General features: G+C 62.9%; 18 protein-coding genes, 1 tRNA gene, 2 rRNA genes and 8 pseudogenes (1 of these 29 cut by a window edge). 15 read left to right on the forward strand and 14 right to left on the reverse strand.

Annotated elements, in window-relative coordinates:
• Position 1: 1 nt before the first annotated feature.
• Both JCM7685_RS19270 and JCM7685_RS20475 read right to left on the reverse strand, forming a co-directional pair.
• Positions 2 to 1405, reverse strand: a complete 1404-nt coding sequence (locus tag JCM7685_RS19270) for a cytochrome ubiquinol oxidase subunit I (RefSeq protein WP_074970846.1) — start codon at positions 1403 to 1405, stop codon at positions 2 to 4.
• Between the two features lie 18 nt (positions 1406 to 1423).
• Positions 1424 to 2074: pseudogene (locus tag JCM7685_RS20475) on the reverse strand (molybdopterin dinucleotide binding domain-containing protein); the annotation flags it as partial.
• On the opposite strand from JCM7685_RS20475, the pseudogene JCM7685_RS19280 reads away from it, so the two are divergent.
• The 8 genes and pseudogenes from JCM7685_RS19280 to JCM7685_RS19315 form a co-directional block, all read left to right on the forward strand.
• Positions 2074 to 2223, forward strand: a pseudogene (locus JCM7685_RS19280) (SDR family oxidoreductase); the annotation flags it as partial. The pseudogenes JCM7685_RS20475 and JCM7685_RS19280 sit on opposite strands and share 1 nt — an antisense overlap.
• A 55-nt stretch (positions 2224 to 2278) precedes the next feature.
• Positions 2279 to 2724, forward strand: a pseudogene (locus tag JCM7685_RS20480) (3-hydroxyacyl-CoA dehydrogenase family protein); the annotation flags it as partial.
• Complete coding sequence (locus tag JCM7685_RS20485; RefSeq protein ID WP_211657863.1) at positions 2725 to 3093, forward strand: 3-hydroxyacyl-CoA dehydrogenase family protein; 369 nt, start codon at positions 2725 to 2727, stop codon at positions 3091 to 3093.
• Between the two features lie 13 nt (positions 3094 to 3106).
• Complete coding sequence (locus tag JCM7685_RS19290) at positions 3107 to 3499, forward strand: alpha/beta fold hydrolase (protein ID WP_074970850.1); 393 nt, start codon at positions 3107 to 3109, stop codon at positions 3497 to 3499.
• Between the two features lie 197 nt (positions 3500 to 3696).
• A pseudogene (locus JCM7685_RS19295) lies at positions 3697 to 4271 on the forward strand (IS5 family transposase); the annotation flags it as partial.
• A gap of 238 nt (positions 4272 to 4509) precedes the next feature.
• Positions 4510 to 6597, forward strand: coding sequence for a carbon starvation CstA family protein (locus tag JCM7685_RS19300; protein WP_074970862.1), 2088 nt, complete (start codon positions 4510 to 4512; stop codon positions 6595 to 6597).
• A 5-nt stretch (positions 6598 to 6602) separates the two neighbouring features.
• Complete coding sequence (locus JCM7685_RS19305; RefSeq protein WP_074970852.1) at positions 6603 to 6818, forward strand: YbdD/YjiX family protein; 216 nt, start codon at positions 6603 to 6605, stop codon at positions 6816 to 6818.
• 857 nt (positions 6819 to 7675) lie between these two features.
• Positions 7676 to 8085, forward strand: a pseudogene (locus tag JCM7685_RS19315) (hypothetical protein); the annotation flags it as partial.
• On the opposite strand, the gene JCM7685_RS19320 reads toward JCM7685_RS19315, so the two are convergent.
• The 3 genes and pseudogenes from JCM7685_RS19320 to JCM7685_RS19330 all read right to left on the reverse strand — a co-directional run bounded on the left by JCM7685_RS19320 (position 8075) and on the right by JCM7685_RS19330 (position 11985).
• Entirely contained in the window at positions 8075 to 8569 is a 495-nt protein-coding gene (locus JCM7685_RS19320) for a universal stress protein (RefSeq protein WP_083412957.1), read from the reverse strand. The pseudogene JCM7685_RS19315 and the gene JCM7685_RS19320 sit on opposite strands and share 11 nt — an antisense overlap.
• Entirely contained in the window at positions 8547 to 10397 is a 1851-nt protein-coding gene (locus tag JCM7685_RS19325; protein WP_074970856.1) for a glycine betaine ABC transporter substrate-binding protein, read from the reverse strand. The genes JCM7685_RS19320 and JCM7685_RS19325 overlap by 23 nt, the downstream gene beginning before the upstream one ends.
• 14 nt (positions 10398 to 10411) lie before the next feature.
• Positions 10412 to 11985, reverse strand: a pseudogene (locus JCM7685_RS19330) (BCCT family transporter).
• Here JCM7685_RS19330 and JCM7685_RS19750 point away from each other — a divergent pair.
• Together JCM7685_RS19750 and JCM7685_RS20100 are read left to right on the forward strand one after the other, a co-directional pair.
• The gene (locus tag JCM7685_RS19750; protein ID WP_139218141.1) at positions 11971 to 12477 is read left to right on the forward strand and encodes a hypothetical protein; all 507 of its coding nucleotides are present in this window, start codon (positions 11971 to 11973) and stop codon (positions 12475 to 12477) included. The pseudogene JCM7685_RS19330 and the gene JCM7685_RS19750 overlap by 15 nt on opposite strands.
• Positions 12478 to 12671: 194 nt before the next feature.
• Positions 12672 to 13646 (forward strand): choice-of-anchor L domain-containing protein, encoded by a 975-nt coding sequence (locus JCM7685_RS20100; protein ID WP_074970860.1) that lies wholly within the window; start codon positions 12672 to 12674, stop codon positions 13644 to 13646.
• Here JCM7685_RS20100 and JCM7685_RS19345 read toward each other — a convergent pair.
• A complete protein-coding gene (locus JCM7685_RS19345; RefSeq protein ID WP_100526019.1) occupies positions 13627 to 14559 on the reverse strand; it encodes an IS5 family transposase in 933 nt (310 codons plus the stop codon). The genes JCM7685_RS20100 and JCM7685_RS19345 overlap by 20 nt on opposite strands.
• Positions 14560 to 14607: 48 nt before the next feature.
• Here JCM7685_RS19345 and JCM7685_RS19350 point away from each other — a divergent pair, with 48 nt between their 5' ends.
• Positions 14608 to 14811 (forward strand): CopG family antitoxin, encoded by a 204-nt coding sequence (locus JCM7685_RS19350; RefSeq protein ID WP_074971225.1) that lies wholly within the window; start codon positions 14608 to 14610, stop codon positions 14809 to 14811.
• Positions 14812 to 14887: 76 nt separating this feature from the next.
• On the opposite strand, the gene JCM7685_RS19355 is transcribed toward JCM7685_RS19350, so the two are convergent.
• Positions 14888 to 16378 (reverse strand): glycosyltransferase family 39 protein, encoded by a 1491-nt coding sequence (locus JCM7685_RS19355; protein WP_074971223.1) that lies wholly within the window; start codon positions 16376 to 16378, stop codon positions 14888 to 14890.
• A gap of 112 nt (positions 16379 to 16490) precedes the next feature.
• Here JCM7685_RS19355 and JCM7685_RS19360 point away from each other — a divergent pair, with 112 nt between their 5' ends.
• On the forward strand, positions 16491 to 17579 hold the full coding sequence (locus tag JCM7685_RS19360) for a glycosyltransferase family 2 protein (RefSeq protein WP_083412985.1): 1089 nt from the start codon (positions 16491 to 16493) through the stop codon (positions 17577 to 17579).
• A 14-nt stretch (positions 17580 to 17593) separates the two neighbouring features.
• Here the strand turns inward: JCM7685_RS19360 and JCM7685_RS19365 are convergent, their stop codons facing one another.
• Complete coding sequence (locus JCM7685_RS19365) at positions 17594 to 18085, reverse strand: GtrA family protein (RefSeq protein WP_083412984.1); 492 nt, start codon at positions 18083 to 18085, stop codon at positions 17594 to 17596.
• Positions 18086 to 18106: 21 nt separating this feature from the next.
• On the opposite strand from JCM7685_RS19365, the pseudogene JCM7685_RS19370 reads away from it, so the two are divergent.
• Positions 18107 to 18367: pseudogene (locus JCM7685_RS19370) on the forward strand (hypothetical protein); the annotation flags it as partial.
• A 75-nt stretch (positions 18368 to 18442) separates the two neighbouring features.
• Here JCM7685_RS19370 and JCM7685_RS19375 read toward each other — a convergent pair.
• Positions 18443 to 19315, reverse strand: a pseudogene (locus JCM7685_RS19375) (class I SAM-dependent methyltransferase); the annotation flags it as partial.
• Between the two features lie 247 nt (positions 19316 to 19562).
• Between JCM7685_RS19375 and istA the strand changes: the two are divergent.
• Positions 19563 to 21062, forward strand: coding sequence for an IS21 family transposase (gene istA / locus JCM7685_RS19380; protein WP_090271472.1), 1500 nt, complete (start codon positions 19563 to 19565; stop codon positions 21060 to 21062).
• Positions 21062 to 21790: an IS21-like element helper ATPase IstB gene (gene istB / locus JCM7685_RS19385; protein WP_028030902.1), complete on the forward strand. Its 729-nt coding sequence runs from the start codon at positions 21062 to 21064 to the stop codon at positions 21788 to 21790. The genes istA and istB overlap by 1 nt, the downstream gene beginning before the upstream one ends.
• Before the next feature lie 193 nt (positions 21791 to 21983).
• Here istB and JCM7685_RS20860 read toward each other — a convergent pair whose 3' ends face one another.
• From JCM7685_RS20860 to JCM7685_RS19410, 5 genes are all read right to left on the reverse strand, one after another.
• Positions 21984 to 22385: a phospholipase D-like domain-containing protein gene (locus JCM7685_RS20860; protein WP_074971316.1), complete on the reverse strand. Its 402-nt coding sequence runs from the start codon at positions 22383 to 22385 to the stop codon at positions 21984 to 21986.
• The gene (locus JCM7685_RS20865) at positions 22340 to 22834 is read right to left on the reverse strand and encodes a TetR/AcrR family transcriptional regulator C-terminal domain-containing protein (RefSeq protein ID WP_244532170.1); all 495 of its coding nucleotides are present in this window, start codon (positions 22832 to 22834) and stop codon (positions 22340 to 22342) included. Before JCM7685_RS20865 ends, JCM7685_RS20860 begins: the two co-directional genes overlap by 46 nt.
• A 216-nt stretch (positions 22835 to 23050) precedes the next feature.
• Positions 23051 to 23127: transfer RNA gene (locus JCM7685_RS19400), tRNA-Met, on the reverse strand.
• Between the two features lie 61 nt (positions 23128 to 23188).
• Positions 23189 to 23303: ribosomal RNA gene (gene rrf / locus JCM7685_RS19405) — 5S ribosomal RNA — on the reverse strand.
• Between the two features lie 117 nt (positions 23304 to 23420).
• Positions 23421 to 25056: ribosomal RNA gene (locus JCM7685_RS19410) — 23S ribosomal RNA — on the reverse strand (it continues 1195 nt past the right edge of the window).

A 25056-nucleotide genomic window follows, 5' to 3' on the forward strand; every position in this document is an offset into this window, starting at 1 on the left:
GTCAACGCTCCATGCTGGCGGCGGCGGGCGCGGGCGTGATCCCGGCAGCGCGCTGCGGCTGGCTGGGCGGCTCGGGCTCGCCCGGTTGCGGCGCCTTGGCCATCAGCCGAAGCAGATAATAGATCCCCGCCCCGAAAGCGAAGAAATAGACCACGACGAAGGCGATCAGCGAGGTCGCGACGGCGGGCGCGGCCAGCGGCGAATGGGATTCCGCTGTGCGCAGCAGGCCATAGACGGTGAACGGCTGGCGGCCGACCTCGGTGGTGATCCAGCCCGCGATGACGGCGACGAAGCCCGCAGGCCCCATGCCCAGCGCCGCCCGGTGCAGCCAGCGCCAGTCGTAGAGCCCGCCGCGCCAGCGTGCGAGCAGGCTCCAGAGCCCCAGCCCCAACATGGCGAAGCCCAGGCCGACCATGATGCGGAAGGACCAGAAGACGATGGCCACGGGCGGCCAGTCCTCGCGCGGGAAATCGTTCAGCCCCGGCAGGGCGGCGTTCGGATCGTGCTTCAGGATCAGCGAGCCGAGTTTCGGCACCTCGACGGCGTAATCGACGCGTGCGGCCTTGCTGTCGGGCATGCCGAACAGGATCAGCGAGGCGCCCTCGGGGCTGGGCTCGTAATGGCCCTCGATGGCCAGGATCTTGGCGGGCTGGTGCTCCAGCGTGTTCAGTCCGTGCGCGTCGCCGACGAAGATCTGGATCGGCGCGACGATGGCCGCCATCCACATCGCCATCGAGAACATCTTGCGCGCGCCGTGATTGGCGCGGTCGCGCAGCAGGTGCCAGGCGCCGACCCCGCCCACCGCCAGCGCCGTGGTCAGATAGGCGGCGATGACCGTGTGCACCAGCCGGTAGGGGAAGCTCGCGGTGAAGACGATGGCCCACCAGGACGGTCCCGGCACGAACTGCCCCTGTTCGGTGACCAGATGCCCCGCCGGGGTCTGCATCCAGCTGTTCGCCGCCAGGATCCAGGTGGCCGAGATCAGCGTCCCCAGCGCGACCATGCAGGTGGCCAGGAAATGCAGCCCCTTGCCGACCTTGTTCATCCCGAACAGCATCACGCCCAGGAACCCGGCCTCGAGGAAGAACGCCGTCATCACCTCATAGGCCATCAGCGGGCCGATCACCGGCCCGGCCTTTTCCGAAAAGACCGACCAGTTGGTCCCGAACTGATAGGACATCACCACGCCCGACACGACGCCCATGCCGAACACCACCGAAAAGATCATCAGCCAATAGCGAAACAGGTTGGCATAGACGCCCTTGCCCGTGCGCAGCCACAGCGCCTCGAGCACCATCAGATAGCTCGCCAGCCCGATCGAGAAGGCCGGGAAGACGAAGTGGAACGAGACCGTGAAGGCGAATTGCACACGGGCCAGGACGACGGCATCCAGATGTTCAAGCATGGCTGCCCCTCCGGGGGATCAGGTGGCGATGCGAACGGGAATGGATTTCGCGGCGGGCGTGCCGCTGATCCGGTCGTAGTAGTCAAGCGGCAGAAGCGGATTCAGTTCCGGATAATATCTCGCGACAGAACCGAGCGCCATCGGATAGGCGACGGCGTCAGCCCCGCGACCCGCCGCGGCTGATCGTGTCCAGCGCCACCGCCTGGCCATCGGCAAGGCCGCGCGCGGCGATGTCGCCCGCGTTCATGAACAGCACCATGCGGTCGTTGTAGATGCCGCGATAGAGGTCGTTTTAGCTGTAGATCGTGGTGTCGAACTGGTCGTGCACCGGATCGCCGACAGCGGCAGCATCTGCGGATCATCTACGGGGTCGTTGACCTCCAGCCCCGGCAGTGGCAGGAAATCCGCCTTGCCGTCCGGCGTCGCCCAGATGCGCCGGCGCGGCGGCACCTCAAGATGAAAGCCGGGCGGCGCCTTGATGCGGCTGTTGAAATCCGCATAGATCGCCGGATAGACGTCGGCGATCCGATCGCGGATCGCGCTGTAATCGTCGATGTATTCCTGCGATGGCGTGCTGCTGCGCAGCGCCGTCGGGGCCATGCGGCAGATGATCTCGACCTCGGGCAGGCAGTCGGAGCTGGCCGATGCCAGCACCCTGCGCGAGGCGGATCCGAGACGTCCTGCTGGCGGCACAGCCGACGCGGCGCTTCGTCCAGCCGGGCCAGATCGGCGCGCTGAACGCATTCCTGTGCAGCCCCGCCGCGTCGGAGATCACCGGCACGGCGGTTCCGGTCGATGGCGGCTGGACCACGCATTGAGTTGAAGGGAATGACCATGAAGATCGAAAAGATCGGCGTGATCGGCACCGAAACCATGAGCAACGGAATCGCCCAATGCTTGGCCAATGCCGGGTTCCCGGTGATGTTGAAGGATCTGTCCGCCGAGGCGCTGGACCGGACCCAGGCCATGACGGTGACCAGCTTTTCCCGCCAGGTCAGGAAGGGCGGGCTGGACCAACTGGCCGCCGATGCCGCGCGGGCGCGGATCGCCACCACCACCGAATTGCCCGCGATGGCCGACCGCGACCTGGTGGTCGAGGTCATCGTCGAGCGGCTGGAGGTCAAGATCGGCGTCATCCGCCAGCTGGACGCCATCTGCCTAGAGGATGCGGTACGGGCCTCGAACACCTCCTCGATTTCGCTGACCCAGCTCGCGGCGGCCTCGGCCCATCCCGGCGCGTCATCGGCATGGATTTCTTCAACCCCGTCGCGGTCATGCAACTGGTCGAGATCATCCGCACCCTGCAGGCCGGCGACGACGTGGCCGACGCGATCACCGAAGTCACGCGCGCCATCGGCAAGACGCCTCGGGTCGGCAAGGACAGCTATGGCTTCATCGTGAACCGGCTGCTGGCGCCGCTGATCAACGAGGCGGTGAACTGCGTGCATGACGGGCTGGCCACGCCCGAGGACATCAACAGCATGACGAAGTGGGGCGCGAACCACCCGATGGAGCCGCTGGCGCTTGGCGACCTGATCGGAACGGACGTGGTGCTCAACATCATGGAGACCCTGTACGAGGGTTTCGGCGATCCGAAATACCGGCCCAGCCCGCTCTTGAAGCAGATGGTCCATGCAGGCTGGCTGGGCCGCAAGGCCGGCAAGGGGTTCGAGGAATATCCGGCCTGACGGGGGCGCATGCATGGTGGTCAAGGCAAGCTTTTCCGCCACAGACGGCACGCGCCTTGCTTATCGCGACGAAGGCCGGGCCAAGATCCTGCTGGCGCTGGCGGGCCTGACCCGCGACGGGCGTGATTTCGGCTATCTGGCGCGGCACCTGCATGACGTGCGGCTGTTCCGGCTGGACAGCCGCGGCCAAGGCGGCTCGGACTGGACCGATCCCAGACATATTCGGCGGCGCCAAGAGGCGCGGGACGCCCTGGCGCTGCTCGATCACCTGCAGATCGCGCGGGCTGCGGTCATCGGCTCGTCGCGCGGCGGGCTGCTGGCCATGGCCATGGCGGCGATGGCGCCGGGACGCGTGGCGGGCATTTGCGTCAACGATGTCGGACCGGTCCTGCAACGGAAGGGCTGATGCGGATCGGCACCTCTATCGGCCTGCGTCCTCGGTCGCCACGTTGGAAGAGGCCGCCGACCGGATGCCGGCGGCCAATCCCGGCTTCGACCATGTGCCGCCGCTACGTTGGGAGGAAGAAACGATACGGCACCATGTCAGGGCTGGCTTTGACCTATGATCCGGCGCTGGGTTTCGATCGCGCCATGTCGGCACCCCTGGCCACGGAGCGCGCCGAGCACAAGACGATCATGGTCGATGCGCAGGCAAACGCCATGCGTCCGAGTGAGCCTGCCAAGTACCTCAAGGCACGCCGCACGGCGTCGAGCCTGCGGGTGAGTTCGGAGGATCAGAAAGCAGTTCAGTGGACTGCTTTCCCGACGGACGGGGGCGCGGGCCAGATCGGGCGAACCAAAGGAGGCATGAACACCAAGCCGCACGCCGGAGCCGACGCCAAAAGGCGGCCGACCGGGTTCTTCCTGTCCGCTGGTCAACTGAGCGGTACCACCGGCGCAGCGGTCCTTCTGGGCAGCCTGCCGAAGGCGGGCTGGTTGCCGGCAGATCGGGGATATGACGCCGACCGGTTCAGGCATGCTTTGAAAGACAGAGGGATAAAGGTTTGCATCCCAGCCGGAAGTCTCGCAAGAAGACGGTGAAATACGACAACCGGCGCAACCGCATCGAGATCATGTTCGGGCGCCTCAAGGACTGGCGGCGTGCGGCCACACGAGACGACCGACGCCCTGAGACTTTCTTCTCCGCGATCATGCTTGCCGCAATCGTTCGTTTCTGGCGGTCAAATTCAATGAGCTTGGAGCCTAGGAACGCGCTTGTGCGCGCGCAAGACGCTGATCATACTCCCCAAATTGAGAAAGAGCAGTTCAAGGCAAAGCCACCAAGATAAAGATCCAGGTAAATCAGGTCCTTGACCACGCTCGACTCACCCGTTTCAAGCGCGGGTCTGCGCCCGACGATTTAGGACAAGGTCGGCTCGAGACAGCCGATATTCAGGGGGGACGGATATGGCGGAAATGCAGGCGCCACGGCGCAAGCCTTGGGACCACTGGCTCGTTTGGGCAATACTCGCGATACTGGCCGCATATGGGCTCGCGCAGGTGTCCATCCTGCGGGGCGAGCATGTGAACGCGTTGTGGATGGTCGTGGCCTCGGTCTCGATCTACCTGATCGCCTATCGCTACTACAGCCTGTTCATCGCCCGCCGGGTGATGCGGCTGGATCCGGCGAGACCGACCCCGGCGCATCGCTTCAACGACGGGCTCGATTACGTCCCGACCAATAAGTATGTGCTTTTCGGCCACCATTTCGCGGCCATCGCCGGGGCGGGTCCGCTGGTCGGGCCGGTGCTTGCGGCGCAGATGGGCTATCTGCCCGGGATGCTGTGGATCCTTGCCGGCGTCGTCCTTGCGGGCGCGGTGCAGGATTTCATGGTGCTTTTCGTCTCGATGCGCCGCGACGGGCGGTCGCTGGGCGATCTGGTCCGCTCCGAGTTGGGACCGGTGCCGGGGATGATCGCGCTGGTCGGCACCTTCCTGATCATGATCATCATCCTGGCGGTGCTGGCGCTGATCGTGGTCAAGGCGTTGGCGGACAGCCCCTGGGGGATGTTCACCGTCTCGATGACCATCCCGATCGCGGTCGCGATGGGGGTCTATATGCGCTACATCCGCCCCGGCGCCGTGGGTGAGGCCTCGATCGCGGGCTTCATCGCGCTGATGGCGGCGATCATTTTCGGCGCGAATGTCGCGGCCAGCCCGACCTGGGCGGCCGTCTTCACCTTCACCCCCACTCAGCTGTGCTGGCTGCTGATCGGTTACGGCTTCATCGCCGCGACGCTGCCGGTCTGGCTGATCCTTGCGCCGCGCGACTACCTGTCCACCTTCCTCAAGGTCGGCGCCATCGCCGCGCTGGCCATCGGGATCGTGGTGGTCGCGCCGGACCTGAAGATGCCCGCGGTCACGCGCTTCATCGACGGCACGGGCCCGGTCTGGTCGGGGAACATGTTCCCGTTCCTGTTCATCACCATCGCCTGCGGGGCGGTGTCGGGCTTTCACGCCCTGATCTCCTCGGGGACCACGCCGAAGCTGATCGACAATGAGGAGCACGCCCGCTTCATCGGTTTCGGCGGAATGCTGATGGAAAGCTTCGTCGCGATGATGGCGCTGGTCGCGGCCTCGATCATCGATCCCGGCGTCTATTTCACCATGAACAGCCCGGCGGCCGTGATCGGCACCACGGCGGAAAGCGCGGCCGCGCAGGTCACCGCCTGGGGCTTCCCGATCACGCCCGAGCTGATTCACGAAACCGCGGCGGATGTGGGCGAGACGACGATCATCTCGCGCGCGGGCGGCGCGCCCACGCTGGCGGTCGGCATGGCGCATATCTTCTCGAACGTGATCGGCGGCAAGGCGATGATGGCGTTCTGGTATCACTTCGCCATTCTGTTCGAGGCGCTATTCATCCTGACCGCCGTCGATGCGGGCACCCGCGCGGGGCGATTCATGCTGCAGGATCTGCTGGGGGTGTTCGCGCCCCGAATGCGCAACACCTCGTCCCTTGGCGGCAACATCATCGCCACGGGCCTTTGCGTCGCCGCCTGGGGGTTCTTCCTTTATCAAGGCGTTACCGATCCCCTTGGCGGGGTCAACACGCTATGGCCGCTGTTCGGGATCGCAAACCAGATGCTTGCCGCCATCGCGCTGATGCTGTGCACCGTCGTTCTCTTCAAGATGAAGCGCGAACGCTATGCCTTCGTCACGCTGATCCCTTCGGTGCTACTGGTGGTGGTGACGCTGACGGCGGGCTTGCAGAAGGTGTTTTCCGGCACCCCTTCGGTCGGCTTCCTCGCCCATGCCCGGCGCTACCGCGAGGCGGCGGCGAATGGCGAGGTTCTGGCCCCGGCCAAGGACCTGAACCAGATGGGGCAGATCGTCTTCAACGACATGGTCGATGCGACGATGGCCTTCATCTTCGTCGCGCTGGTGGTCAGCATGATCTACTTCAGCACCCGCGCCTGCCTTCAGGCCTATCGTGCCCGCGGCTGGACCGCGCGCGAACTGCCCGAAGAACTGAACGGCCCCGCGGCCACCCCTGCGGAGTAAGGACCATGGCAACCAGACTAAAGGATACGCTGACTGTCTGCCGCAAGCGCCTGCGCGAGGGCGCCCGGCTGATGATCGGCGTCCCCGATTACGACACCTACGTCGCCCATATGCGCGAAGCCCATCCGGGCCAGCCGGTAATGACCTATGCCGAATTCTTCCGCGAACGACAGTCCGCGCGCTATGGCGAGGGCTCGACGCGGGGATTTCGCTGCTGTTGAAATTTGACGGGCCTCATGCCGAGGCCCCTCTACCGTGGCCGCGTTCGCAGCTGCTCACCGCAAGCTTGCGAAACGATCCCCGGCGATGAGTAGGGCAACATCGGGCGGACTATTTAAGCCAAGGCGGGCCAGAAAGACGATACCATCGTTCGCGGACGGATGGATGCGCCAGTTCGACCAAGGGGCGGCAGAGGCCTGCGCCTTCTCATTAGGGAAGGTGGGGCCGCGTAGTCTTGCAAGACTACGCGCTGTTCCTAAACATGACGGTGCGGGGCAGCCTAGACCAAGCGCTAGATCGCCATGTCCGCGACGAGACCGGTCGACTGTTGGCGCCGGTTGGCCTGGAGAGGCTTTCAGCTCCTACCCGACGACGCTTTCGGGTGGGCAGAAGCAGCGGCTGGCATTGATCCGGGCACCGGCGCAAAGCCGCCGGCGCTGATGCTACACGAGCCCGTCTCGGTACTGGACCCCGGCTTACGCCAGCAATTCCAGGATGAATGGCTGCGGTTGCAGCCCGACTACGGCACCACCACGCGCTGGTCAGCCACGATCCGTCGGAGATAGCCCGGCCGGCGGATCGGCGGCTTACAAGACGCCGCCGCCGATCTTGCGGTAGAGGAGGCCGGCACCGCAGGTGCAGTGTTTGTCACGGGTGCGCAGCGAAATGCCGAGGAAGCGGGCGGCTTCCGGGGTACGCAGGAATCGGGGGGCAGTTCGCCAGCGGATCGGACAGGGGAGGAAGGCCTCTGGTTCATCGGCCAGGCGGCTGTCGGGTAGCGACAGCCGCCTGGCTGGCGCATCATTGTCGTCCAATATCTTCGGCAGCAGATCAAACCGGTGATGATGATACTCTTTTGACTGAGCGGATCGGCGCTGTCACCGCCGATGACATCTATGACGCCAAACGTTGCCACGCTGCCATTGCAACCCGAGGTGCTGATGCCATCATTCCGCCAACGCGACATGATCCCGGCCTGTGGGCGCGCATCGAAGCACCTCGCATCAGCAAGCGCTTCGGCCGTGCAAACTGGCAGAAATGATCAGGACATTGCCGCCGAAGCGGGCCCGAGGCCAAGATGAGATGCGTCACACTGCTGGGAGAACATATCATGGCCAGAGGTTTTGGCAGGCAGGATGCCGGCTCCAGATCCGCTTCACACTCATGAATCGCCTCTCATTGCTCGGGCGCTCGATACACGGGAAAGACACGAATCCGATCTCATCCCCAATAGCGCGACAAAGCCCAGCGTCAACGATCAGCGAATGACGCTGACCGAGCAGCGGGCATGACGGACGACACGGGCCGTATTGGGACCGAGCAGGTAGTCGGACAGCGAGGGACGATTGGCCGCCATGATGATGAAGTCGGTGCCGATCTCTTCGGCCACGTTCAGGATTTCTTCGTAGACGGCACCATGCCGGGCGATCGTGTCCGCCTCCATTCCCGGCGGCAGATATTCGGCCACGACCTGACGCAGCCGCTCGTCGGCATCGGCCACCAGCTTGCGCCTGTCCAGATCCTCCGAGCCGCCCGTTTCGCCGCGGATTGCATAGCGCCAGTCGAGGCCGGCCATGATGTCGGGAACGACGGTCATGACCGTCACGGTCCCACCCTGCCGCGATGCGCGGTCGAAGGCTTCGGGGAGGGTCTTGCGCCAGCTGCTTTCATGGGCCAGGTCGATCGGAACCAGTATCTTGTTCTCGCCAGACATCGTGTTCTCCTTGTCGTCAACGCCGTTCGGGCCGGCCATAGAGCCAGAGCATCCAGAGAAGCATGAGCAAAAGGAGGACCGAAAGCAACGACACGCCCGGTGCGGGGTTCATCGGCGCCGGCGCATCGGGCATCTGCGGCGCCAGCACGGGCGCCTGCGGCAGCGACGGGTCCACGTCGATGCGGTTGGGCAGCGCGGCATTGATCGACTGCACCGTGTCGGCGGCCAGCGGCAGCGACTGCGCCAGGGTCACCGTGCCCGGCCCCTGATCGCCGATGGCGTCGCGCTCGACCGGGCCGGTGCCGGCAAGGACGAGCTGCGATGCAAGGGTCTCGACCGGCTGGCCCTGACCCTGGTAGGTCCGGGCGGCGATCCGCATCTGGCGCAGATAGGGATAACGCACCAGGTTGGGCCCGTCTTCCCAGCCATGCAGCGGCAGCAGCCGCGCATTGCCCGCGGCCACGAGCCGCTCGACCACGGGGTTGCCCAGCGGCGCCATCAGCACCGCCGCGTCGGCGCCGCTAGCCAGGATCGCCGCGGCAAGACCCTCGGGCGTCTCCGCCCCCAGATGCGCGACCGGCGCATCCAGGCCGAAGCCGCGCATCAGCGTGTCGGCCGCCGCGGCCGAGCCCGAGCCTTCGGCAGCGGTCGCGACCATGTCCGCCTGGCGGATGTCGGTCACGCCTGGATCGAGGGCAAGGATGTGCAGGACCGCGTCGCCGACGACCCCCACCGCCTCGAACACGCCGCTTGGCGCCGGGGCGCCAGAGGCATCGAGGGCAAAGAACTCCTCGGCCCCGGCGAGGGCCAGACGCGCGCGCCCCTCGGCGATCAGGCCCAGCGGGCTGGCGGTTTCGACAAGCTGGACCGGGCGCCCGGGAAAGGCCGCGCGCACGGCACGCAATGCCGCGTTCACGTCGCGGCCGCCCGCTGCGATATCCGAGGCGGCAAGCACCAGCGGCTCGTTCGCGTCCACCGTGCCCGCATCCGCCAGCAGCCCCATTTCGACCAGGGCGGCCCGCGCCACCGCGCGCGGCGGGTAGCCGTCGATATCGACGCGCCGGTTCAACTCCTGCATCAGAGCGTCGTCGATCCGACCGGCAAGGCTGGCAAAGACCCCGCTCAGGGCCGGGAAGCGTTCAAGCGCATCGGCGCGCGCAAAAGGCGCGGCCTCGTAGGCGCGGAAGAAACCAAGGTCGTCCTCCAGCAGCACCAGCCCGTAATCGGCGATCTGGCCGTCCGTGGTGAAGCCCTCGATCACCTCCAGCGAACCGTCCAGCAGAAGGTCGTAAAGCTGCGCCCGCTGTTCCAGCTCGACCGCCCGGATCAGGGCGAAACTCATGCCGTAGCGGCTGGTCAGGGGGCCGAAGCCGTCAAGCGGGCGGCTCTGAAAATCGCTCTCGATGCCGATGGACAGATCGCCGGCCCGCTCGACCAGGTCGGAGACGCGCGTCACCCCCAGCGCGGCGGCGGTATCGGCGCGCATGAGCAGCCCGTAGGTGTTGCCGAAGCCGAAGCGAGGCCCCCAGACAAGGCCCAGCGGCTTGTAAAGCGCCTCGACCCTTTCCTGCGCGGCGTCGCCGTCGGTCAGCGCGGGCTGGCCGAGCATGACCAGGCCGGTGCCGTTGTATTCGGCGTAAAGGTCGATGTCGCCGCGCTTGAGCGCCTCGAGATTCATGCGCGTTGGGCCCAGCCCGATGCGGCGGGTAACCGGGATGCCCTCGGCTTCGGCAAGCGCCGCTATCATCTCGGACAGGATCTGGTTTTCGCCGAAGTCCTTGCCGCCGATCCTGAGCGTGTCGCGCTGTGCGCAGCCCACGAGGATGCCGACGAAAAGCAGGATGGACAGGATTCTTCCCAAAGACATGATCTCCCCTCCCCTCAGTTCGACGCCGGGCGCGTGACCTTGCCGCGCACCTCGAGGGGGGCCGGACGATGCCGCCGCTCCTTGCGGATCTCGCGCAGGAAGCCGACGATCTGCAAAAGCAGGATGACCGAGAAGGGCAGCGCCCCGGTGATCGCAAGCGCCTTGGCCACGGTGACCGATTCCGAGACAAGCGTCCCGATCGCCACGATCGCGACCAGCGAGCCCCAGATCAGCTTGTGCAGCGCCGGCGGGTTGAGGCTGCCGTTCGTGGTCATCATGGCCAGCACGAAGGCGCCGCTGTCGGCCGAGGTCACCAGGAAGATGAAGATCAGCAGCGCGGCGAGGCTGCCCAGATAGGCGCCGCCGGGAAAGTGGTTCAGGAACACGAAGAGCGCCTTGGTCACGTCCTCGAACACCAGCTCGGCCAGCCCGCCCCGCCGAACAGCTCGATATAGATGCCGGCGCCGCCAAAGGTCGCGAACCAGAACACCGAAAAGACGGTCGGCACCAGGATGACGCCGATGCAATATTCGCGGATGGTGCGGCCGCGGCTGATACGGGCGATGAAGATGCCGACGAACGGCCCCCAGGCCAGCCACCAGATCAGATAGGTCAGCGTCCAGGCAGAGGTCCAGCCCTGCAGCCCTTCAAAGGGCAGCATGTGGAAGGCCATCGCCGGCAGCGCGGCGAAATACTGGCCGAGCGAATCGGTGAAGGTCTCGAAGATGAACTGCGTCGGCCCCGCCACGATGACCACGACCATGATCATGAAGGCCAGCGCCACGTTGACGTTGGACAGGATCTTGATGCCCTTGTCGACGCCGGTCGTCGCCGAGATCATGTAGCACACGAAAAGCGCGGCCACGATCAGCATCGAGACGGTATGGGTCTGCGCGGTGCCGAATACCTCGCCCAGGCCCGAGCGTACCTGCAGCGTGCCCATGGCCAGCGAGCCGGCAAGGCCAAAGACCACCGCCAGCACGCCCAGGATGTCGGCCAGATCGCCGATCGGCTTGCCGGCGCGCTCGCTGAACAGCACGCGGATCGGTGTCGAGATCATCGAGCTGCCGCCGCGCCGGAAGGTGAAATAAGCGATCACCAGCCCGCATACCCCGTAGATGGACCAGGCGTGCAGACCCCAGTGCAGGTTGGTGATGACGAGCGCATGGCGTGCCGCATCGGGCGTGCCGCCGGCACCGACGGGCGGGTCCTTGAAGTGATAGAGCGGCTCGGCGGCGCCCCAGAACAGCAGGCCCGCCCCCATGCCGCCGATGAACAGCATTGCCAGCCAGGACCCGGTCGAGAATTCCGGCTCCTCGTCGTCGCGGCCCAGCCTGATGCTGCCGTAGGGGCCGAAGGCCATATAGCCGCTCAGCACCACGAAGCCGGTGCCGAGCAGCAGCCAGTACCAGCTTACGCTTTGCAGCAGGTAGTTGGTGAACCCAAGCGCGGTCCTGGTCATACCTTCGGGGTCGATCAGCCCCCAGGTGCCGATAGCGGTCACCAGGATCAGCGAGATGACGAAGACTCGATTGAACCCCGATGGGCCGGCCCGCAAACCCATGTCCTCTGGTTGCGCCATGATCATCACCCCTCCGTTTCCATCGCTTACGACCAGCCTTGGGCGAAAATCATGTTATGTCCACCTTTATGGGCAATCAAAGCCCATGGTTTTTGCGGCGCACGCTCAATCCTCGACCAGGTCCTTCGGCGCCACGACGACGCCATTTCGTCGGGACTGCCCGAGAGTAGCCCAAGGAAATCGTCGACATCCACATCCCGGTCGCGCCTCCAAGAAGAAGCGTTGCTTGATGGGACGCCCTCCGTCATCTGTGTGCCAGGAGGGGTCTGCGAGGATCCACATGGCAGGGCGGCGAACGAGGAGCTTCAATCGACCGACGAGGAACCGATCATCGTCAACGACGAGCTTAAGATCAAGATCGGCGAACTCGCGAGATGGGTTGGCCAGGTCGTGGAGATCACGAAAAATCACTTCGGTCAGCGTAATTTATTATTTATTGTCAGTTGCATATCCTTGACAACTGACGGCATGCCCCACGAGCGCGAGGCGATCGGATAGTCAACAGTTTGCTTGTTTCCACCTGTATTAAATTGAACATATAAGACAAATAAGCAGCGCAATATTATTATGGACTTCAACCAAAGGTTGTTATAGCTCCTGCGCCAATAGCCTTTTATGAGTTGACGGGTAACGAATCGTGCCAATACGGCATAAATCCGCCCCTGATCTCGCAACACAGGGAGGAATCTTCTATGCCGTTGACCTACACTTCGGGCTCCGCTCTAGAATATGCCCAGTCTATTTTCGGGGCTGGTGCGACCGTAAATTCGGCATCGCAGATCGGAAATTCGTCACAAATTTCCATGTTCGGCAACGGAACGTCGGACGCCGCTGGTGTTGCCCCCGCAAATACCGGGCTGTTGATTTCGACTGGCACCACCAGTAGTTTCAACAATAACAACACCACGAATGATCAGCTGAGCGGCACGATTGGCGGACCCGGAGATACCCAGCTTGAGGCGACGGTCGGCGCAAGCGGTTCGCAAGATGCTGCGGGCCTCATCATCAACTTTACGGCCTCACAGACAGGCACCATTACCGTGCCTTTAACATTCCTCACGGAGGAATATCCGGAATACTATCAAGGTGGCTACTCAGATTCGGCTGCAGTTTACCTGAACGGAACGCTTGTCCCCATTTTGGGCCAGAGCGGCGGATATTTCAATATCGACTCCATGGAGAACGGCGCCTTTCTGAATAATGGCAACACTGGCGCGGAGTTGACCTACCCGACCGATTTCAATGCCATCAAAACGGGCACGATTACACTCGATGTGGTTGCTGGCGAGACTTATGATCTGAAGATCGTTATTGCCGACTTTGGTGACGGCGGTTACGATTCAGCCCTGATGATTGGTGCAAACGCTTTTCTTTGCTTCTCGCGCGGCACAATGATTGAAACGGTGGAGGACCTAGTAGCAATCGAAGCTCTGAGGGCAGGAGATATTGTTGTCACAAAAGACAATGGCCCGCAAGAGATCCGTTGGATTGGGTCGAAGTTATTGGACAGTGGCGTTCTGGGCAACCATACGAAGCTTCGTCCTATTCGAATACAGGCAGGTGCTCTCGGCAATAACACGCCTGCGGCAGATCGACTCTGTTGCACCAAAGAGTTGATGGCCGGATTTCCCCTTTCCCCGGACAGATCTATCCCACGGCCTCTGTGACGGGGGTGCCAAGCGCGGTGTAACGGTTCAGAATAGCGATACGGACCTGAAGCTCGGCGACCTGTCGGTCAAAGTCCCGTGCCATGAGGCGCTGACCCAGCAGTTTCACACAGTGCATCTTCGTCTCGACGCGGCTTCGGGGGTGGTATCCACTCCATCGTCGCCAGAGGGCACGACCGAGGTATTTCGATGCCCGCAGAGCCTCGTTTCGTGCGCCCGCGCCGGCGGCGACTGTCTTCCAGGGTTTGGCGTTCTTGCGGGGCGGAATGACAGCGTCGGCGCCGCGGTCAGCGATGGCATCGTGGCATTTGCGGGTGTCGTAGGCGCCGTCTGCTGTGACGCGGCCGATCTGCTCGTGCGCCGGGATCTGTTTGAGCAGGTCGGGTAACACCGGCGCATCGCCGATGTGGCTCCCTGTGATCTCCACCGCCCGAACCTCCAGCGTTTCCTCATCAATCCCCAGATGGATCTTGCGCCAGACGCGCCGTTTCGGGCCGCCATGCTTGCGGGCGTGCCACTCGCCTTCGCCCTCGACCTTGATGCCAGTGCTGTCGATCAGCAGGTGCAGCGGCCCCTTGGACCCGCGATACGGTATGTTCACAGCCAGGGTCTTCTGGCGACGGGACAGGGTGCTGAAGTCAGGCACCGTCCAGTCGAGACCAACCAACTGCAGCAGGCTCTCGACGAAACCAGTCGTCTGCCTGAGCGCCATGCCGAAGAGCACCTTCATCGAAAGACACGTCTGAATGGCGGCATCGCTGTAGGTCTGCTGGCGGCCACGCCTGCCTGTCGGCGCGGCATCCCAGCTCATCTCGGGGTCGAACCAGATCGTCAGCGAACCCCGGCGCTTGAGCGCTTCATTGTAGGCTGGCCAGTTCCGGGTTCTGTATGTCGGGGATGCGGGTCGGCTCATGCAGACCAGCTACCGTACGGGTTTTATCAGATGAATCCATGACAGGATTTGTGCAACAGTGCCGATACGGCGGCCAAATGCGACTTGTCGGGGTTCAAACCCATGCGGTTCGAGGTCGAGCCGAAAGCGGCGTCTCTGAACATGCGGCTGCCCGCCTCGTTGCTGGACGCTGTGAAGGCCAAGGCCAGCGGGATCCCCTACACCCGCTATGTGCGGATGCTGCTGGAAACGGATGTCGCCCGGCCTCGGTGAGTAGGAGGAGGTCCTTCCGGAAGAAGAAGCAACCAAGGTGAAGAAAGGGCGCATCGCTCTGCCCCGCCGACTTCCGTCAGCCTCCCGACGCCTCGCATTCTCCCAGCCACTTCCCAGGAGTCGCGAACTCCCGTAGCAAATGATCTCCGGGGCGCGGACAGGGAATCTTTCCCTGGCTCATGACCCAGTAGGAAACCATGCCGTCCAGCCGTTCCGGGACCATATAAGGCCAGATCTGGCGTTGGCCCGCTTGCAGGTGGTCGCTGCGGCCAAACAGGCCGGCTCGGTCGAAATAGCCTCCCTCCAGCTTACGCTTCAGCGCAAGCATGCCATCGCGCACCGGTGGTTGCACCTCCAGTGCCGAGATACGCGGCGCATCGGGCAGGTAACGCGCGACCCCCCACAAATTGACCGAGCCGTCCACGAACAAAACGGCATCCGGCGAGGCTTCTCGATCCCACAGGACAGCCATGTCCCGGTAGCCCTCTTTGCGAAAGGCCAGCGAAGAGTTCAGCGAAGCCATGGCCAGAACGACGATCGACAGCAAAGGCAGCGCCCGGCCCCAGATCGCACCGCCTTGGTCACGCCACAGGCCGGCATAGAAAACACCCATTGCCATGGCCATGAAGGGGGTGAACAACCCCAGAGTGCGAAACATGAAGACACTTTTGACGGTCAGCGTGAGCAGGATCAGCGTGGCTGCCGGCAACAGCACCATCCACAGCATGATCTCACGCGTCCGCGCTTTCCACAGCGTGGGCAAGAGCAACAGCAGGACGCCGAGATACCCCGAAACGGCAGGGGCAGGGAATTCCATGCCGAATAGGGTGATCGTCAGATGCGTTCCCAGCCCGGCAAGGTCCAGGCTGGTGATGCCTTCGGTGCGGCGGAACGCGCCTATCCCCAGCGAGTATCCGGCGGCCAGGGCAACCGGAACGTAATCCAGAACCAGCATCGCTGCCAGACGCAGCCCAAGCGTTGCGTGATGGATGCGCCAGATGCGGATCAGCGCCTGAAGGTAGACGAAAAAGACGACAAAGAACCCCATTCCATGCGTCAGCGTCGTGGCCAGGCCAAGCAGCAGCGTCCCGGCCCGCGCCCCTTTTGAGGCGGTCCCGGCCCGCACCCGCAGCTCTAGCATGTGCCACAGCCAGACCACCTCCAGAAAGAACTGCGCATACATGCGCAGGTTCTGCGCAAAGAACACGTTCAACGGCATGACGGCATAGACGGCCGCGACCCAGAGTCCCGCATTTCGGCCCCAGTGCCGTCCGGCGATATGGAACAACGACAGGATGACCAGCAGATCCAGCAGAACCGAGTTCAGCAACATCCAAAGGTCGCCGTCCCCCAGCAAACTCCAGAAATGCAGCTGCAAGTAGTACAGTGGCGGGTGCGTATCGAAGCGCGGCACCGCCAGCAACAGATCGCGCAGCGGGCTTTCCGCCATCTGCGCGGAAAACACCTCATCCAGCCACAGGGTGGGATCGGCATGAATGTTCCACAGTCGCAACAGAACGCCGAAAACGATCGTCAGGGCGAGGAAAATCTTATGTTTTTCTTCCATGAGAATCCGGTATCCCTGTGCAAACCCAAACGCCACCATGTAACACTGCACCAAAATCGCTTACAACTTGCTAAACCGCTACCTGCAGCCCCTTTTTTCCGAAGTGAACCCGATGTCAGAACTCCTTCCTGCGCCGTTGCTGGTCTCGATCGTCTGCCCCTGCTTCAATGAGGAAGGGGGGTTGGGCGAGTTCGTCACCCGCATTGGCCGGGTGCTGCGCCCGACCGGTCAGAACTACGAGATCGTCTTCGTCAACGATGGCAGCCGGGACGGCACCTTGCGGGAGATGAAGGCGCTGGCGGCGGCCGAAGGCAATATCACCATCGTCGATCTGTCGCGCAACTTCGGCAAGGAGATCGCTCTGACGGCGGGCCTTTGCCATGCGACCGGCGACGCGGTCATTGCCATAGACGCAGACCTGCAGGACCCGCCCGAGCTGATCCCCGTCTTCATCCAGCGCTACCGGGAAGGCTACGATGTGGTCTACGGCCGTCGCACCGAACGGCAGGGCGACAGCTGGTTGAAAAAGGCCACCGCGCGCGGCTTTTACCGAATGATGCGCCGATTGGGTCCGGTACCCTTGCCAGAGAATGTCGGCGATTTCCGCCTGATGAGCCGCCGCTCGGTTGATGCCCTGCTGCAACTGCCCGAAACGCATCGCTTTATGAAGGGGCTGTTTGCTTGGGTGGGCTTCCGCTCGGTTGCAGTAGATTATGTGCGCGAACCTCGTTTCGCTGGCTCGAGCAAATGGAAATACAGGCAATTGCTCAACCTCTCCATCGAGGGAATTACCTCCTTCACCACGGCTCCTCTGCGGTTGACGACCTATTTGGGCTTCCTGGTCGCCGTGATTGCCTTTCTCTGGGGCGTCTTCCTGCTCATCAGAACCATGTTCTACGGCGATCCGGTTCAGGGCTTCCCCACTCTGATCCTGACTATCCTTCTGTTGGGCGGGACGCAGTTGATCGCGCTGGGGGTGATTGGCGAATACCTGGGGCGGGTATTCAACGAGACGAAGCGCCGACCGCTGTTCCTGATCGACAGCATCACCTGGTCGCAAGAGGGCGCGGCACGGCGTCCGGACAGTCGGGCAGCCTTTCTCTATGGCCTGCCGCCCGGCTCCCCGGCCTCACCGATATTGGGTATCGGGCAACAAGCACCAACGGCTCTTGAGCGGACAGATTCCGTCCGGAAGTCCTGAAAGATCAGCGCCGGTCATGGCCGATTGCCCGGAAAGATCAGCGCTGCCGAAATCACGTAATTGATCACCGAGGCGATCAGGATGGCAGCCGCCAGCGCCAGGGGCAAAGCCATGCCGAAATGGCCGAAAAGCTCAAGCAAGCCTGCGCGCAGCAAGAAAACCGCCAAGCTCCACCCCATGAAGGCCAGATAGCGCTGAATCCGCCCAGGCTGATTGGCCGCCGCGAAGGTCACGTGATCATGCCAGAGGAATACCGCGCTGGCACTGATGAGCATGGCCAGTCCCAATGCGAGCGAGGGGGACAGACCGCCCAGCCGCACCGCCCCCAAGGTCACCACATAATCGACCAGGGCGCCCAGGGCCGCACCGCCGGCAAAAACACCGTATTTTTTCAAGGAAAATTGCAAGATGACCTTCTTTTCAAGCCGGATGCCCTGGTTATGGCATGGCAGAGCATGGTTGCAAAAAGAATTTCGGATGCATCGCCCCACGCCGCTGCCTGGCATGTCGTTATTGCGCAGCCCAAAGGTGTCTTCGCCCGAATGATGGCCGGTCTGGCGTCCGAGGCGGCCGTTCCGAAGACGGCGATGATCGATGCAACCTCCTCGCAGGTGCACCGCACGGCGACCAGCCTGCGGTCGCAAAAGGGGGACCCGGCGACCACAGAGTCCGTCTGATCGGTCGCAGTCCGAGGGCCAGAAACAGTCCGGGGGACTGTTTTCCCGAGGACGGGCGGCATGAACACCAGGTTGCATGCCGTGTCCGATGCCGAAGGCCACCCGATCCGCGTTCTCGGGGGACATGATCCCTCGGATCATGGCCTTGTCCCTCGAACTCATGACAGCCGGCCAGGTCGGTGACTAAAGGCGCCCCACCGGGTTGAGATTGTCCTTAAGCGTATCCCCCGCCATCGGCTCGACCACCATCCAGGTGCCGCCGTCCTTCAGGGCCCGCTTGATATGGGCCGCCGCGGCCCGGGGGTCGCCCAGGTCTTGCAGGCAATCGAAAGACAGGTGATCAGGTCGCAGCCATCTCCGTCGAAGTCCTGCGCCCGGCCGACCTCGAAGCGGACGTTTGCGCCCCCGTGCGCCCGGGCATGTGCGGTCGCGGCGGTGATGGAGGCCGGGTGGAAATCATAGCCGGTGAAGCGCGAGGCCGAAACGCCTGCGCCATCAGGATCGTCGAGAGCCAGTGGCCGCAGCCCACGTCAGCCACCGTCGCGCCCGCCTTCAGCTTCTCCAGCGCGCCGTCCGCCGCCGGCAGCCAGTCCTGCACCAGGGCGTTCACATAGCCCGGCCGGAAAGCCGTGCCACGGCGCAGAACATGCAGCCGGGCTGATCGCCCCAGGCCACGCCGCTGCCGGTCTTGAAGGCCACCTGCACCTTGGGCTGGTTCTCGACCATGGCGGCGGCGGTATCGAAAGCGCCGATTAGGTTGACCGGACTATCGGGCTCGACAAAAACCAGCGGCTGCTCGGGCGTCAACGAGAACCGTCCGCCCTCATGGTGAGCATATCCCGAGGCCGCCTGCGCCGCTAGCCACTCGCGCACATAGCGCGGTGCGCATCCGGCGGCTTCGGCCAGCGCGTCGGCATTCGCCAGCCCGATCTCGGCTAGGGCTCGGTAAAGGCCGAGCGCGTCTCCGATCCGCACCAACGGCACACTGACCGCGCCGCCCAGATCGCCGAGGACGCGGGCGGCGAGGTCGTTGAGAAGGGTTCCGTCGGATTGTGTCATGTCTGGCTCCTCCTTGTCTTCGGGCGGCGCCTGCCGCCCGGTCATCCAAAGGAAGCAGCGTGCCTTGGCCGTGGACATGAGGCGGCGGTGCCGCGCAGCAAGGCCAGGCCGGGGGACAGATGTCCTGCTTGTTGAACGGCTTGCAATAAGGACCCCGCTTCTGGGGTGATCGGCGTCCAAAATGGACCCCACCGACCGGGGGTTGGGTCCATTGTGCCTTCGATGATTATCGGAGGCCGAGCACGGGATGCTGATCGTGGAGACAATCGCAAAAATCAGGCGGCTACATTTCACCGAGGGCAAGGGGATCAAGACGATCTGCCGTGACCTGAAGCTGTCGAAGAAGGTGGTGCGGAAGGTGATCCGCACCGGGATTACCGAGTTCACCTATACCCGGACGGTGCAGCCGCGCCCGAAGCTGGGTGCCTGGCTGGGGGAACTCAACCGGCTGCTGGAGGTCAACGCCGCGCGGTCCAGCCGGGAACGTCAGTCTCTGATACAGATCTACGAAGAACTGAGCGGTCTCGGTTATGAAGGTGGGTATGACGCGGTGCGCCGCTACGCCTCGAACTGGGCACGCACTCAGAGTTCAGGCGCTTCTGCCGCCTTCGTGCCCCTGAGCTTTGCGCCCGGTGAAGCCTATCAGTTCGACTGGAGCCACGAGGTTGTGGTGATCGATGGGGCGACCACCACCATCAAAGTGGCCCATGTTCGCCTGTGCCACAGCCGGATGTTCTTTGTGCGGGCCTATCCGCGCGAGACGCAGGAGATGGTGTTCGATGCCCACGACAGGGCTTTCGCCTTCTTCAAGGGCACCTGCACCCGCGGGATCTACGACAACATGAAGACGGCGGTGGAGACCATCTTCACCGGCAAGGAACGCCTCTACAATCGTCGGTTCCTGCAGATGGCCAGCCATTATCTGGTCGAACCCGTTGCCTGCACCCCTGCTGCGGGTTGGGAGAAAGGCCAGGTGGAGAGCCAGGTCGGCACTGTCCGTCAGCGGTTTTTCGCGCCCCGCGTCAGGGTCAAGAGCTACGAGGAACTGAATGCCTGGCTGCTGGACAAGTGCATCGCCTCGGCCAGAACCAGCAAGCATCCGGAGCTGACGGACAAAACCGTCTGGCAGGTCTTCCAGGAAGAGCGCCCGCACCTTGTCCCCTATGCCGGGCGCTTCGACGGATTCCATTCACTGCCTGCGGCGGTGTCAAAGACCTGTCTCGTGCGCTTCGACAACAACAAATACTCCGTCGCGGCAACGGCTGTCGGGCGGCAGGTCGAGATCAGGGCCTATGCTGAGCGGATCGAGATCCGGCAGGAGGGCCGACTGGTCGGAGACCACCCGCGTCACTTCGGCCGGGACCGAACGGTTTACAATCCCTGGCATTATGTGCCTGTTCTGCTTCGCAAACCCGGGGCGCTGCGTAACGGCGCACCGTTCAAGGACTGGGTTCTTCCCGGAGCTCTTGAACAGATCCGCCGCAAGCTGCAGGGCTCCTCAGATGGCGACCGCCAGATGGTGAAGGTCCTCGGCGCTGTGCTGACGGAAGGGATGCCTGTGGTTCAAAAGGCATGTGCCGAAGCTCTCTCGCAAGGCGTCCATTCTGCCGATGTAATCCTCAATATTCTATCCCGCAGGCGAGATCCGGAACCACCACCGCTTCTGCTGACCTCTCCGGCCTTGCAGTTGACCCATGAGCCTGTGGCGGACTGCGCCCGTTATGATCTGCTGCGGAGGGCCTGCTGATGGATCGTGCTGACATCATGGCTGCAATGGGCGAGTTGAAGCTCTACGGGATGCGCGCCGCTTATGACGAACTCATGGCGGTGGCTGTGCGCCGCCAGCACGAACCCCGCCAGATCGTTGGAGATCTTCTGGCCGCCGAGATCAACGAGAAGAAAGCGCGGTCGGTCAAATACCAGATCACCACCGCCAAGCTGCCCTATGCCCGGGAGATCGAGGAGTTCACCTTCGATGACACCCCAATCAACGAGACCCTGGTGCGAGATCTGGCCAGCGGGGAGTTCCTCAGCCAACAGCGCAATGTCGTGCTGGTTGGCGGCACCGGGACCGGCAAGACCCATATCTCTGTGGCCATAGCGCGCGCGGTCATCCGCAATGGTGCCCGGGGCAGGTTCTTCAATGTCGTCGATCTGGTGAACAGGCTGGAGGCCGAGGCCCGTGCCGGACGGGCAGGCCGGCTTGCAGAACATCTGATGCGGCTCGACTTCGTCATCCTCGATGAACTCGGATACCTGCCATTCGCGCAGTCCGGCGGCCAGCTGCTGTTCCATCTGATCAGCAAGCTCTATGAGCAGACTTCCGTCATCGTCACCACCAACCTCGCATTCGGGGAGTGGCCGACCGTCTTCGGAGACGCAAAGATGACCACCGCGCTGCTCGACCGGCTCACCCACCACTGCGACATCGTCGAGACCGGCAACGACAGCTGGCGCATCAAAACCCGAGCCTGAACACCCTCCAAAACGCAGGCCCGCGTCGGCTGCGCCAGCTGGAAAGCTACGCCGCCACGGGCCTGCTCACCCGCGCGCCAAAGGGGTCACTTTTGGACGCCGATCAGGGGGCCCGTTTGAATGCCGATTGACACTTCGGCACGACCTGGCCCACGGCAACCGCGTCCATGTCGAGATAGAAGGCATTGCCGATCTAGAAATATTCGTCGCCGATATTGCGCCCGCCGATGATCGCGGCACTGCCGTCTGCGATCATGCTCTTGTTGTGCATCCGGCGGTTCATACGGAAGAAGTCGATGGCATAGCCCAGGTATTTCGGGCTGCGCACCGTCGAGGGGTTGAACAGCCGGACCTGGAAGTTCTCCTGCGCGTTCAGCGTGGCCAGCAGAGGGTCCAGCCCCGGGATGCCGTTGTCGTCCAGCAGCAGCCGCACCCGCACACCGCGCTGTGCCGCCCGGTGCAACGCGTCCAGAAGCAGCAGGCCCGAGGTGTCGTCGTGCCAGATGTAATATTGCGCGTCGATCGAGGTCTCGACCAGATCGGCCAGGGTCAGACGGCTGGCCAGCGCATCATGGCCGTTGCCAAGCGCGACCACGCCGGTCTGGCCGGGATGGGCCGCGATCTGCTCCGCGAAAGCGCGGCCGATCCGCCCTGCGCATCCGGCGGCAGCGCGACCTCATGCGGGCGGGCAGAAACATCCGGCAGCGGAAAGACCAGCCGCAGGATCAGGATCGCCGCCCCTGCGACCAGAACTGCCAGAAAAAGCCATTTCAGGATCTGCATGTAGGCTGTCCTCCTCCGATTGCGGGCGCTGACCGGATCCCCGCCGGGATCTCGAGGCTGCCGCCGCGGGCGATATCCGTCAAGGAAGAGCGCAACCGAAGCCCGGACATGGGCCGGCCGTTCTCGAACCGACAAGGGGTTGCGCAGCCCACTGAGCAGTTCCATGCGGATCGAGCCACGCAGCAGGGACAGGAACTGCCCGGCAGCCACGGAAGCGTCGGTCAGATCGAACTCCCCCTCGTCCCGCGCCGCTGCAAGCATCTCGGACGGCCTCGTTGCCGCCAGAAAGACGAGATTTTGGGCGTCTCGCCCCCCGCGTTGGAGAGGCCGACGCTGCATACACGCATTTGTGACCTCGCCGATTCTTCGCTGTTGTTCGCTCCCGATTGCTTCCGGTGTGATTCCGGTGCGGCTGGAGCACGAATGCAGAAAGCCTCCCGGAGGAGGCTTAAGCGATTGTAATGTAATGGAATTTCTTGGTTGCGGGGGCAGGATTTGAACCTGCGGCCTTCAGGTTATGAGCCTGACGAGCTACCGGGCTGCTCTACCCCGCGCCGATTGCATCGCTTTTGCGTTGCTTTTGGTCGTCTTGAGAGATGTCTCGCTTCTTTTCAGGTCTGGCGGTGACCTACTCTCCCACGTCTTGAGACGCAGTACCATTGGCGCGACGGCACTTAACGGCCGAGTTCGGGATGGGATCGGGTGTTTTGCTCGTGCTTTGGCCACCAGACCGGAAAAGGAGCGAGATCGGCGTTATCCCGAAGGATGATTTTGTCCAAGGATGCTTTTGGAGGAAGGCGATACGCCTTGCTTGCCTGGGCAAACAAAGGTCTGTCTTCTTCCGGATCAAATCAAGCCAATCGAGCCATTAGTACCGGTCAACTGAACGCATTGCTGCGCTTACATCTCCGGCCTATCGACGTGGTGGTCTTCCACGGCTCTCAAGGGATACCTTGTTTTGAGGGGGGCTTCACGCTTAGATGCCTTCAGCGTTTATCCTGTCCGTTCATAGCTACCCAGCACTGCCGTTGGCACGACAACTGGTCCACCAGTGGAACGTTCACCCCGGTCCTCTCGTACTAGGGGCAACTCCTCTCAAGTATCCTACACCCACGGCAGATAGGGACCGAACTGTCTCACGACGTTCTAAACCCAGCTCACGTACCTCTTTAAACGGCGAACAGCCGTACCCTTGGGACCTGCTCCAGCCCCAGGATGAGATGAGCCGACATCGAGGTGCCAAACGATGCCGTCGATATGGACTCTTGGGCATCATCAGCCTGTTATCCCCAGCGTACCTTTTATCCGTTGAGCGATGGCCCTTCCACTCGGGACCACCGGATCACTATGGCCGACTTTCGTCTCTGCTCGACTTGTCAGTCTTGCAGTCAGGCTGGCTTCTGCCATTGCACTCAACGAGCGATTTCCGACCGCTCTGAGCCAACCTTCGCGCGCCTCCGTTACTCTTTGGGAGGCGACCGCCCCAGTCAAACTACCCACCACGCAGGGTCCCGGACCCGGATAACGGGCCGCGGTTAGACATCAAGAGTGCGAAGGGTGGTATCTCAAGGATGGCTCCACCGGAACTGGCGTCCCGGTTTCAATGCCTACCACCTATCCTGCACATCGCAATCCTGATGCCAGTGCGAAGCTATAGTAAAGGTGCATGGGGTCTTTCCGTCTAACCGCGGGAAGTCTGCATCTTCACAGACAATTCAATTTCGCTGAGTCCACATTTGAGACAGCGGGGAAGTCGTTACGCCATTCGTGCAGGTCGGAACTTACCCGACAAGGAATTTCGCTACCTTAGGACCGTTATAGTTACGGCCGCCGTTTACCGGGGCTTCAATTCAATGCTTGCACATCTCCTTTTAACCTTCCGGCACCGGGCAGGCGTCAGACCCTATACGTCGCCTTACGGCTTCGCAGAGCCCTGTGTTTTTAGTAAACAGTCGCCACCCCCTGGTTTGTGCCCCCGGCCACCGCTTGCGCGACAACCGGGCCTCCTTCTCGCGAACTTACGGAGGTATTTTGCCGAGTTCCTTAAATGTGGTTCTCTCAAGCGCCTTGGTATTCTCTACCAGTCCACCTGTGTCGGTTTAGGGTACGGTCTTGTGGAGGGCTATTTCCAGGAACCGCTCAGCAGCCCCTCCAATCCGATAAGGAGGAACTACACCTGCGATCCGTCACCATCTCCTGGCCCAGGAATATTAACCTGGTTCCCATCGACTACGCCTTTCGGCCTCGCCTTAGGGGCCGGCTTACCCTGCTCAGATTAGCTTTAAGCAGGAACCCTTGGACTTTCGGCGACAGGGTCTCTCACCCTGTTTGTCGCTACTCATGTCAACATTCTCGCTTCTGATCACTCCACCGGATGCCTTACAGCCCGGCTTCACAGTCAGAACATTGCCTCCGCTATCCCGAAGAATAGAAGAGGCAGCGTTCTATATCACAGAACGCTCCGCTACCGCGTGCATAAATGC

The sequence above is a fragment of the Paracoccus aminovorans genome, from assembly GCF_900005615.1.
GTDB classification, from domain to species: domain Bacteria; phylum Pseudomonadota; class Alphaproteobacteria; order Rhodobacterales; family Rhodobacteraceae; genus Paracoccus; species Paracoccus aminovorans.